General features: G+C 65.6%; 11 protein-coding genes. 2 read left to right on the top strand and 9 right to left on the bottom strand.

Going from position 1 to position 8,935, the window contains the following annotated elements:
• Positions 1–236: 236 nt before the first annotated feature.
• Entirely contained in the window at positions 237–1,067 is an 831-nt protein-coding gene (locus RMN95_RS08180) for an aldo/keto reductase (protein WP_309616441.1), read from the bottom strand.
• A 79-nt stretch (positions 1,068–1,146) separates the two neighbouring features.
• Here RMN95_RS08180 and RMN95_RS08185 point away from each other — a divergent pair, with 79 nt between their 5' ends.
• Both RMN95_RS08185 and RMN95_RS08190 read left to right on the top strand, forming a co-directional pair.
• Complete coding sequence (locus tag RMN95_RS08185; protein WP_309616442.1) at positions 1,147–1,383, top strand: AbrB/MazE/SpoVT family DNA-binding domain-containing protein; 237 nt, start codon at positions 1,147–1,149, stop codon at positions 1,381–1,383.
• 11 nt (positions 1,384–1,394) lie between these two features.
• Positions 1,395–1,832 (top strand): PIN domain-containing protein, encoded by a 438-nt coding sequence (locus RMN95_RS08190; RefSeq protein WP_309616443.1) that lies wholly within the window; start codon positions 1,395–1,397, stop codon positions 1,830–1,832.
• A 114-nt stretch (positions 1,833–1,946) separates the two neighbouring features.
• On the opposite strand, the gene RMN95_RS08195 is transcribed toward RMN95_RS08190, so the two are convergent.
• The 8 genes from RMN95_RS08195 to RMN95_RS08230 form a co-directional block, all read right to left on the bottom strand.
• The gene (locus tag RMN95_RS08195) at positions 1,947–3,068 is read right to left on the bottom strand and encodes a bifunctional 2-methylcitrate synthase/citrate synthase (RefSeq protein ID WP_309616444.1); all 1,122 of its coding nucleotides are present in this window, start codon (positions 3,066–3,068) and stop codon (positions 1,947–1,949) included.
• Between the two features lie 9 nt (positions 3,069–3,077).
• On the bottom strand, positions 3,078–3,971 hold the full coding sequence (prpB, locus tag RMN95_RS08200) for a methylisocitrate lyase (RefSeq protein ID WP_309616445.1): 894 nt from the start codon (positions 3,969–3,971) through the stop codon (positions 3,078–3,080).
• Positions 3,971–5,467: an MmgE/PrpD family protein gene (locus RMN95_RS08205; RefSeq protein WP_309616446.1), complete on the bottom strand. Its 1,497-nt coding sequence runs from the start codon at positions 5,465–5,467 to the stop codon at positions 3,971–3,973. Before RMN95_RS08205 ends, prpB begins: the two co-directional genes overlap by 1 nt.
• 31 nt (positions 5,468–5,498) lie before the next feature.
• Positions 5,499–6,431, bottom strand: a complete 933-nt coding sequence (locus RMN95_RS08210) for a cytochrome b/b6 domain-containing protein (protein ID WP_309616447.1) — start codon at positions 6,429–6,431, stop codon at positions 5,499–5,501.
• 261 nt (positions 6,432–6,692) lie between these two features.
• Positions 6,693–7,445 (bottom strand): ABC transporter permease, encoded by a 753-nt coding sequence (locus RMN95_RS08215; RefSeq protein ID WP_309616448.1) that lies wholly within the window; start codon positions 7,443–7,445, stop codon positions 6,693–6,695.
• Complete coding sequence (locus tag RMN95_RS08220; protein WP_309616449.1) at positions 7,445–8,320, bottom strand: ABC transporter ATP-binding protein; 876 nt, start codon at positions 8,318–8,320, stop codon at positions 7,445–7,447. Before RMN95_RS08220 ends, RMN95_RS08215 begins: the two co-directional genes overlap by 1 nt.
• Positions 8,317–8,613: a transcriptional regulator gene (locus RMN95_RS08225; RefSeq protein ID WP_309616450.1), complete on the bottom strand. Its 297-nt coding sequence runs from the start codon at positions 8,611–8,613 to the stop codon at positions 8,317–8,319. The genes RMN95_RS08220 and RMN95_RS08225 overlap by 4 nt, the downstream gene beginning before the upstream one ends.
• A partial coding sequence (locus RMN95_RS08230) for a hypothetical protein (RefSeq protein WP_309616451.1) occupies positions 8,613–8,935 on the bottom strand: 323 nt, incomplete at its 5' end. The genes RMN95_RS08230 and RMN95_RS08225, both read right to left, overlap by 1 nt.

The following is an 8,935-nucleotide window of genomic DNA, read 5'->3' on the forward strand; positions in this document are numbered from 1 at the left end:
CGGCGCGGCGGGCGCGGCGCGGCGCGGCGAGCGCGGCGGGCGCGGCGGGCGCGGCGCGGCTAATGCCCTCATTGCTCCTGTCAGAGCGCAGTTGTGGCCCTTGTGCCGCGGGCGAAGGGGCCACAACTGCACTCTGACACCTCACGTCGGGGCGACCTCGCGCGACCGAGCGGGCATCCATCGCTGCTCACGCCCCACGGTCAGCCGGCCGCCGAGACCCGCTGACCCGTGCGCAGCTAGAACGTGGCCGTGTCGGGGTTCGCGCCGACGCGCATCCCCTGGTCGAGCGCGTTGATGGCCTCGAGCTCGTCCGCCGTCAGCTCGAAGCCGAACACGTCGAAGTTCTCCGCCATGCGCTCGCGTGAGTTGGATTTCGGGAACACGATGAGTCCGTTCTGCAGGTGCCAGCGGATCGCAACCTGCGCCGGGGACACGTCGTGGGCCGCCGCGGCGTCGGCGACCGGAGGCATCCCGAACAGGTCGTATTTACCCTGCCCGAGCGGCCCCCATGACTCGACCGCGATGCCCTTCGAGGTGGCGAATTCGCGGATGTCGCGCTGCGCGAACGCGGGGTGCAGTTCGATCTGGTCGACCGCGGGGACGACCGTGCCCTCGGCAAGCACACGCTCGAGGTGGGGAACGTGAAAGTTCGACACACCAATCGAGGTCGCCTGGCCACGAGCCTGGATCTGCTCCAGGGCAAGCCAGGTTTCGAGGTAGCGGTCGAGGTCGGGGCGCGGCCAGTGGATGAGGTAGAGGTCCACAGATTCGAGGCCGAGCTTCTCGAGGCTGAGGTTGATCGCGTCGAAGGCCGACTGGGTGCCCTGGTCTTTGTTCCAGAGCTTGGTAGTGATGAACAATTCGTTTCGAGGGATGCCCGAGGCCGCGATCGCACGCCCCACCTCTGCCTCGTTGCCGTAGACGGCGGCGGCATCGATGTGTCGGTACCCCACCTCCAGCGCGTCGGAGACGATGCGTTCGGTCTCGGCCGGGTCGACGAGAAAGACCCCGAATCCGAGTTGGGGGATGGGGGCGCCGTCGTTCAGGGTGATGGTGGGAACAGTCATGCTTCCACCCTATGCGCGGCCGACGAGCAATCCGCGCCGCGATGGTGACGCAGTGGTAGCACGATGGTACTCTCGAACCATGAAGCTCACCATGGATAGGGCAGGTCGCGTGGTCGTTCCCAAGCCGCTGCGCGATGCACTCGGGATGCCGGATGGCGGCGACATTGACATCAGCATCTACGGTGCCGGTCTCCAGCTTGTGCCGAGCGGTTCAACGGCGCGACTGGTTGAGACGGATGGTCATCTCGTCGCCGTGTCTGAGACCGTCGTCGACGACGACATGGTGTTCGCGCTGATCGACTCAGGGCGCAGGTGACCAAGTCTGACGTGAGCACCGCTGTCGTGGCCACCGCTGAGCGGGTCGCGCTCGACACGAGCTGTGCGGTACCACTGCTCATGGCAACTCATCCATCGCATGCCGCCGTGCGCTCCGCGATCGGCACCCGAAGCCCGGTGCTCACGGCGCAATCGCTGGCCGAGACGTACTCGGTGTTGACCAGGCTCAGCGGCGACGCGCGAGTGGAACCGAAGGATGCTGCGCGGCTCATCGCGAGCGAGTTCGGCGAGCCTGCGCTGGTCGACAATGCAGTGACACGAACTCTCACCACCACGCTGAGCACGGTGGGGATCGCGGGCGGAGCCGTCTACGATGCGCTGGTCGGTCTAGCCGCCCTCAGCGAGAACCTCACCCTGATGACCCGTGACGCGAGGGCGCTCGGCACCTACGCCGCAGTCGGCGCCCGCGTCGAGGTGGTGGGAGCGTAGCAGCAACCACCGGGTCGAGCGCGGCCATTCGGCGCGAGCGCCGCCGTGCGCGCGAGCGCAGTCGAGCCGAACCGCCGCGCTCGCGAGGAGCCCCGCGCTCGAGCGGCGCTCCCCTTACACGTGCCGCTCGTCGACGCCGTTGTAGAGCGACAGCGGGCGGATCAGCGCATTCGACTGCAGCTGCTCCATGATATGGGCCGTCCAGCCGGTGATCCGCGAGGCGACGAACAGCGGCGTGAACATCTCGGTGTCGAAGCCGATCAGGTGGTAGGCGGGGCCGCTGGGGTAGTCGAGATTTGGCAGGATGCCCTTGCGCTCGGTCATCGCCGCCTCGAGTGCGTCATACAACTCGATCATGTCGGGCCGATCATATTCCGTGATAAGCGTGTCGAGCGCGGCCTTCATCGTGGGCACGCGGGAGTCCCCGCTCTTGTACACCCGGTGACCGAAGCCCATGATCTTGCGCTTCTCGGCGAGCGCAGTATCGAGCCAGCCCGGGGCGTTTGCCGCGACTCCAATCTCGTCGAAGGTGTGCATGACGGCCTCGTTCGCGCCGCCGTGCAGGGCACCCTTGAGTGCGCCGATGGCACCCACCACGGCGGAGTGCAGGTCGGCCAGCGTTGAGGTGATGACGCGGGCGGTGAAGGTCGAGGCGTTGAAGGAGTGCTCTGCGTACAGGATCATTGAGACATCGAACGCGTTGACGACGACCTCGTCCGGCAGCTCGCCAAAGGTCATGAACAGGAAGTTGGCGGAGTAGCCGAGGTCGTTCCGCGGCTCCACGAGGTGCTCACCACGGCGACGGCGCTGGTCGTAGGCGACGATGGCGGGCAGCCTGGCGAACAGCGCCACGGACTTGCCGAGGTTCGCCGCCGGGCTGGAGTCGGAGGCATCCGGATCGCTGGCGCCCATCACACTCACGGCGGTGCGAACGACGTCCATGGGATGCGCCGTCAGCGGCAGCTCGTCAATGACACGCTTCACGCGCTCGTCGAGGTGGCGCAGACCCCGCTCCTGGTTCTCGAAGTCGGCCAGCTGGGTCGGGGTGGGCAGCTCGCCATTCCAGAGCAGGAACGCGACCTCCTCGAAGGTGCAATGTGCTGCGAGCTCCTGCACGGGGTAGCCGCGATAGAGCAGCGAGTTGCTCTCAGGGTTGACCTTGGAAATGGAGGTGGTGTCGACGACCACTCCTGCGAGTCCCTTGCGAATGTCGCTGCTTGATTCGGCATCGGTCACGGTGCGCTCCTAAAGGGTGAAGTTGAAAACGGAGTTGTCGAAGGAGTTGTACGACTCGTAGTCGAGCAACTCATACAGTCTGGCGCGAGTTTGCATCGCCGCAACCTCCGACGTGAGAGAGCCTTCGCGCGTGATCGTCTCGAGGCCGCGCTCGGCCGCCCCCATCGCGAGGCGCAGCAGGCTGACCGGGTAGATGACGATGTTGATTCCGACGCCGGCCAGCTGCTCGGTGGTGAACAGTTCACTCTTGCCGAACTCGGTCATGTTCGCCAGGATCGGCACGTCGACAGCCGCCCGGATGGCCTCGAATTCGCTGAGGTCGGCCATCGCCTCGGGGAAGATGGCGTCGGCGCCGGCGTCGACCAGTTGCTTCGCGCGATCGATGGCGGCGCTCAATCCTTCGATGGCTCGGATGTCGGTGCGCGCCATGATCAACAGGTTGGGGTCGCGCCGCGCGTCGACGGCCGCGCGGATGCGCTTGGTCGCGACATCCACTGCCACGACGGCCTTGCCATCGAGGTGACCGCAGCGTTTCGGATTGACCTGGTCTTCGATGTGGAGGCCCGCGACCCCCGCGTCTTCGAGACTCTGCACGGTGCGCGCGACGTTCATCGGCTCGCCGAAGCCCGTATCGGCATCGATGAGGGTCGGCAGGTCGGTCATGCGGCTGATCTGCTGGCCGCGCGCCGCAACCTCGGTCAGGGTGGTCAGGCCGATGTCGGGCAGTCCCAGGTCGGCCGCAAGCACCGCACCCGAGATGTAGACACCCTCGAAGCCTGTGTCCTGGATGAGTTTCGCGCTCAGCGGGTTGAACGCCCCCGGGAAGCGCAGCAGCTCGCCGGTGGCGAGGGCGGATCGCAGGGTGGCGCGCTTCTCGGCGGGAGTGGTGTTGGCGTACAGCATTAGAAGATCCCCTTCGAGGTGACTGCAGAGAAGTTGCCATGAACGGTCAGCCCGGTGAGGTCGGTGAGGTTCGGCAGATCCTGGGCGGTGTCGAGAAAGCGTTCGACTTCGGAGGACGAAAGCACGCCGTCGGCCAGCGCACGGAACTTCTGCAGGTACTGCTCGCGCGCGAACGGCCGCGCCCCCAGCGGATGGGCGTCGGCGACCGCGATCTCGTCCACGATGCGGGATCCATCGGTCAACTCGATCTCAACCCGACCCCCGAACGCCTTCTCGGTGATGTCGTCGGAGTGGTAGCGGCGCGTCCACTCGGCATCCTCGACCGTGGTGACCCTGTTCCACAGCGCGACGGTGTCGGGCCGGTTAGCGCGCTCCGGCGCGTAGGAGCGCTCGTGGTGCCACTGCCCATCCTGCAACGCGACGGTGAAGATGTAGGGAATCGAATGGTCGAGGGTCTCGCGGCTCGCGCTGGGGTCGTACTTCTGCGGGTCGTTCGCGCCCGAGCCGATCACGAAGTGGGTGTGGTGGCTGGTGTGCAGCACCGCGCTGGCGATGGTGTCGGCCGTGAGTTCAGGATGCTCGCGCTTCAGTCTGCGCGCCAGGTCGATCCACGCCTGCGCCTGGTACTCGGCCGAGTGCTCCTTCGTGTAACTGTCGAGGATGGCCACGCGTGCCTCGCCAGCGGAGGGCAGCGGAACCTCGTACGAGGCGCCGGCGCCATCCAGCAGCCAGGCGATCACGCCATCCTCGCCCTCATAGATCGGGGTGGGGCTGGACTGGCCGCGCATCGCTCGGTCGACCGCCTCGACCGCCATTTTGCCCGCGAAGGCGGGAGCGTACGCCTTCCAGGTGGAGATCTCGCCCTTGCGGGACTGGCGGGTGGCCGTCGTGGTGTGCAGGGCCTGGCCGATGGCCTGGAAGATGGTCTCGGTGTCCAGCCCGAGCAGGGTGCCGATTCCGGCCGCGGCCGAGGGGCCAAGGTGGGCGACATGGTCGATTTTGTGCCGGTGCAGGCTGATGGCCTTCACGAGGTCGATCTGAATCTCGTAGCCGGTGACGATGCCCCTGAGCAGCTCGGCACCGGAGCGTTCGAGGTGTTGTGCGACGGCAAGGATCGGCGGGATGTTGTCGCCGGGGTGGGAATACTCGGCCGCAAGGAAGGTGTCGTGGTAGTCGAGCTCGCGCACGGCGACCCCGTTGGCCCACGCCGCCCACTCCGGGCTGGTCGGCAGGGTGCTGCCGACCACGGTCGATCCGAGGCCATTGCGGGAGACGGGGTGCGCCTCGGCCTGGGCCCGCGCGGCCACGACCGACGCGCGGCTGAGGGAGGCGGTAGCTACCGACGCGTTATCGATGATGCGGTTGATGACCATGTCGGTGACGGCATCCGTCGCCTCGATCCGCTCCGAGGCGACCTCGGCGATCTTCCAGGCGAGCTGGTTCTCGCGCGGTAGGTTCTCTGAGCTGGGATGCACGCGGACGGTGTGGAGCTTCATGCGCCCAGCCTATGTTCGAACTCCGCTCTAGTTAGCGGCGGAGCTTGCCGGTGAGCGCGGCGACCGGGGCGAGCAGCGATGGCCTGGCGAGCATCCATCCCACGATCATGATCACGATCGACGCGGCGAAAAAGGCAAACCCAAGCCAGCCCTCGTCATCCCGGGTCGCATACATGTGGTTCAGATTGCGCAGGGCGCCAGTGGCGAGCACCAGCGTCACGTGCACGATGATGAACCCGACGAAGTAGATCATCACCGCGAAGTGCACCGTCCTGGTGGCTTTCAGGGGCACGAGTCGGTCAATGCTGCGAAAGCTGGCGGCAAATCCGGGCGAGAGCCGGATGCCCGTGGCCAGTGCCAGCGGAGCCGCAACGAAGGTCGTCGCGAAGTAGGCGAGCAGCTGCAGTGCGTTGTAGTTCACCCAGCCGTTGTCCATCGGCCAGTCGAGCGAGGCGTACTGGAGGCCGGCCGAGAGGGCATTCGGGATGACGTCCCAGCTGGTCGGGATCACGCGCATCCACTGGCCTGAACTGAACAGCAGGATGTAGAGGATGACGCCGTTGAGCACCCAGAGCGAGCTGACGGTCAGGTGAAACCAGAGTGGCAGGCCGATGCGCACCGGCGGATTCTTCGTGCGGATGAGCCCAGTGTTGTTGCGCGTCCAGAACACAGACGGTCGTTTCGCCGTGTGCAGCTCCCAGCCGGTGCGGAGGATGAAGAGGATGAACAGCGAGTTGAGGAAGTGCTGCCAGTTCAGCCAGGCCGGGAAGCCGACCGGGGCATCCGCCGGCAGCGCCGAGCGGCCGGGATAATCGGTCATAAACGACTGCACGTCGGGTAAACCCCGGATGCCTTTGGCCGCGAGCACCACGAGAAACGCGAACACCAGCGCCGCGGGAATGATCCACGTGAGCTTCCACCAGCGGCCTCGCCGAGTGCCGGGGGCGTCCGAAGCGGTCGTCATGCTTGGGGCAACCCGTCTGTGTCATGGCAACACCAAGGTCGGGTTGCTAATCGAGTTTATCGGTAGCGACTTGTATCAGCCTGAACCGGCATGTCACCGGGGCGCGCAGCTATATGAGGCGGCCACTACTGCACTAGGAGACGCGCAAGGGCGCAGGGATGAGCCGGCTGTGGTCAGAGTGCAGTTGTGGCCCGTTGCGCGATTTGGGAAGGGCCATCACTGCGCTGTGAGATGCGCCCGGGGTCGGGTTGCGGCCCAGGCTCATCGGTAGCGACGCCCCTCGTCCCGCTTGACGAGCGCGAGTACTACCGGCAGGAGAATTGCACTCCACGCCAACAAACCCAGCCAGGTCATGGGGTGAAGCTCGCCTCCCTGCACCACCCAGATCACGAAATCACGAGCCTGTCGCGACGGCAGGAACTGCGAGACCGTATTCAACCAATCCGGGAACATGACCGGCGGGAGAAATAGTCCGCCACCGAAGGCGAGAGCGAAGAACGTCACCTGCACGACCGCGATGGCCGCCTTCATCGGAAGCAGGTATCCGATGCTCATGCCCAGGAACATGAAGGGCAGTGACGACACCGCGACGGCGAGCAGGCCGACCACGAGGCGAAGCGGCTCCACCGTCGCCGCAGTAAACAGCGCCCCAATCGCGAGCAGCGGTATGAGAGAGATGATCGCCATAGTGCCGGTGGACAGGATGTGCGCGAGCACTCGGGCCATGCCTGGAGCGGGCAGGGTGCGAAGATAGGGCTCCCACGCCTTTTCCCTGTTCTCGGCGATGCCAAGCCCGAAGCTGAACAGGCTGCCGACCATGACCGAGAAGACACTCATCGAGATGATTGCCTGGGTGGCGAACAGCGGGTCCTGGGAGACCGAAGGCTGAGGCACGACGAAGAACAGCATTGCCAGTGCCGGGAACACGAGGGTTCCGATCACGGCGATCGGAATGCGAATGGTCTCGATGATCGAGTACTTCGCATGCACGAGGGTGAGAGACATCACTGACATCAGCGGGCTCCGTCGCGGGCAGTGAGAGAGAGGAACGCTTCCTCGAGGGTGGCGCCGCGCACGGTGAGATCGCGAAAGTCAAGCCCGGATCGCACCAGCCGAACCACGAACGCATCGGAATCCTGCACAAAATAAGTGTCACCCTCGCGCCGGGCGACGCCGTCAAGGGCGGCTACCGCCCCAGGGTGTGGCGTCTCGAGGTGCACCAGCCGCAGGGCCACGCGGGCCAGCACTCCGCCAAGCGAATCATCCGCGACGATCCGACCCTCCGACATCACCACGACCCGCTCGGCGAGTGCTTCGATCTCTTCGAGATAGTGGCTGGTGACGACGATGGTCACACCGCGATCGTGCTGCTCGCGAAGTGCCTCCCACAGCAGTCGGCGGGCATCGACATCGAGACCGGTGGTCGGTTCATCCAGCAGCACCAGTCTGGGGTTGCCCACGAAGGCCAGCGCGACGCTCAGTCGACGCTTCTGCCCGCCGGAGAGCGAACCGGTTTGTCGCCGCACCAGATCGGCGAGCCCGAACTGCGCCGCGAGTTGCGCCGTCGAGACCCTGGTCGCAAAATGCGCACCGACGAAATCGATCACCTCCCCGACACGAAGCGACTCGGGGAGGGCCGTCTCTTGGGGAGTGCTTCCGAGCCACTGCCGATTGCGCGCTTCGGCCGGGTCGCCCCCGAAAAGGCTGACGATTCCCGTGGTCGCGCGCCGTCGGCCCGCCAGCAGCGAGATCACTGTGCTCTTTCCCGCGCCGTTCGGACCGAGCAGGCCAAGAATCTCTCCCGAGCGAATGTCGAGAGTGACATCATCCAAAGCGGTGATGTCACCAAACGTGCGCGACACATTTGTCAGGCTCGCAAGTACGGTCATGGTGTGGCTCCTAGCAGTGCCCTCAGGGCTTCGGTGTAGTCCTCGAACGCCCGCCGACCGACCTTCGACAGTGCGAGATAGGTCACGGGCGTTCGGCCCTGGTGAGACTTCGTGACCTCCACGTACTCGGCGTCTTCGAGCTTGCGCAGGTGCGTTGACAGGTTGCCGGCGGTCATGTCGAGCAATTCGAGCAGCCGGGGAAATGTGATGCTCTCTCCACTGTCGAGGGTGGCAAGCGCCGATACGATCCGCAGGCGCGCCTGGGCGTGGATGACCGGATCGAGCTCGGTCATCAGCGCACCGCCGTGCCATCCCGACCGCCGCGGGTGTACAGCGCGGTCGAGATGGCCCCGCCGAAGAACACCCCGCCACCGGCAATCGCGAACACGAGGTAGTGATTCGGATACCCCAGGAAGGGCGCGACCAGCGATACGACGAGGATCGCACCGCCCATCACGATGGACGGGATCGCGTGCCAGATTGCCCCGGCGACCAGGTACATCAGGGCGACCAGGATGCCCATCGCCGTGGGAAAGAAGATGGGTTCCAGGTTTGGATCCATGCCGTTGAACGACAGAGCAATGGCGAAGATGTACATCGCGAGAAAGCCCGCGC

The organism is Salinibacterium sp. (assembly GCF_031364185.1).
GTDB lineage: Bacteria > Actinomycetota > Actinomycetes > Actinomycetales > Microbacteriaceae > Rhodoglobus.

Bases quoted from the DNA above. Each gene is read 5' to 3' on its own strand.
- RMN95_RS08220 (WP_309616449.1), bottom strand. From the start codon at position 8,320: ATGACCGTACTTGCGAGCCTGACAAATGTGTCGCGCACGTTTGGTGAC.
- RMN95_RS08185 (WP_309616442.1), top strand. From the start codon at position 1,147: ATGAAGCTCACCATGGATAGGGCAGGTCGCGTGGTCGTTCCCAAGCCG.
- prpB (WP_309616445.1), bottom strand. From the start codon at position 3,971: ATGCTGTACGCCAACACCACTCCCGCCGAGAAGCGCGCCACCCTGCGA.
- RMN95_RS08215 (WP_309616448.1), bottom strand. From the start codon at position 7,445: ATGTCAGTGATGTCTCTCACCCTCGTGCATGCGAAGTACTCGATCATC.
- RMN95_RS08180 (WP_309616441.1), bottom strand. From the start codon at position 1,067: ATGACTGTTCCCACCATCACCCTGAACGACGGCGCCCCCATCCCCCAA.
- RMN95_RS08210 (WP_309616447.1), bottom strand. From the start codon at position 6,431: ATGACGACCGCTTCGGACGCCCCCGGCACTCGGCGAGGCCGCTGGTGG.
- RMN95_RS08225 (WP_309616450.1), bottom strand. From the start codon at position 8,613: ATGACCGAGCTCGATCCGGTCATCCACGCCCAGGCGCGCCTGCGGATC.
- RMN95_RS08205 (WP_309616446.1), bottom strand. From the start codon at position 5,467: ATGAAGCTCCACACCGTCCGCGTGCATCCCAGCTCAGAGAACCTACCG.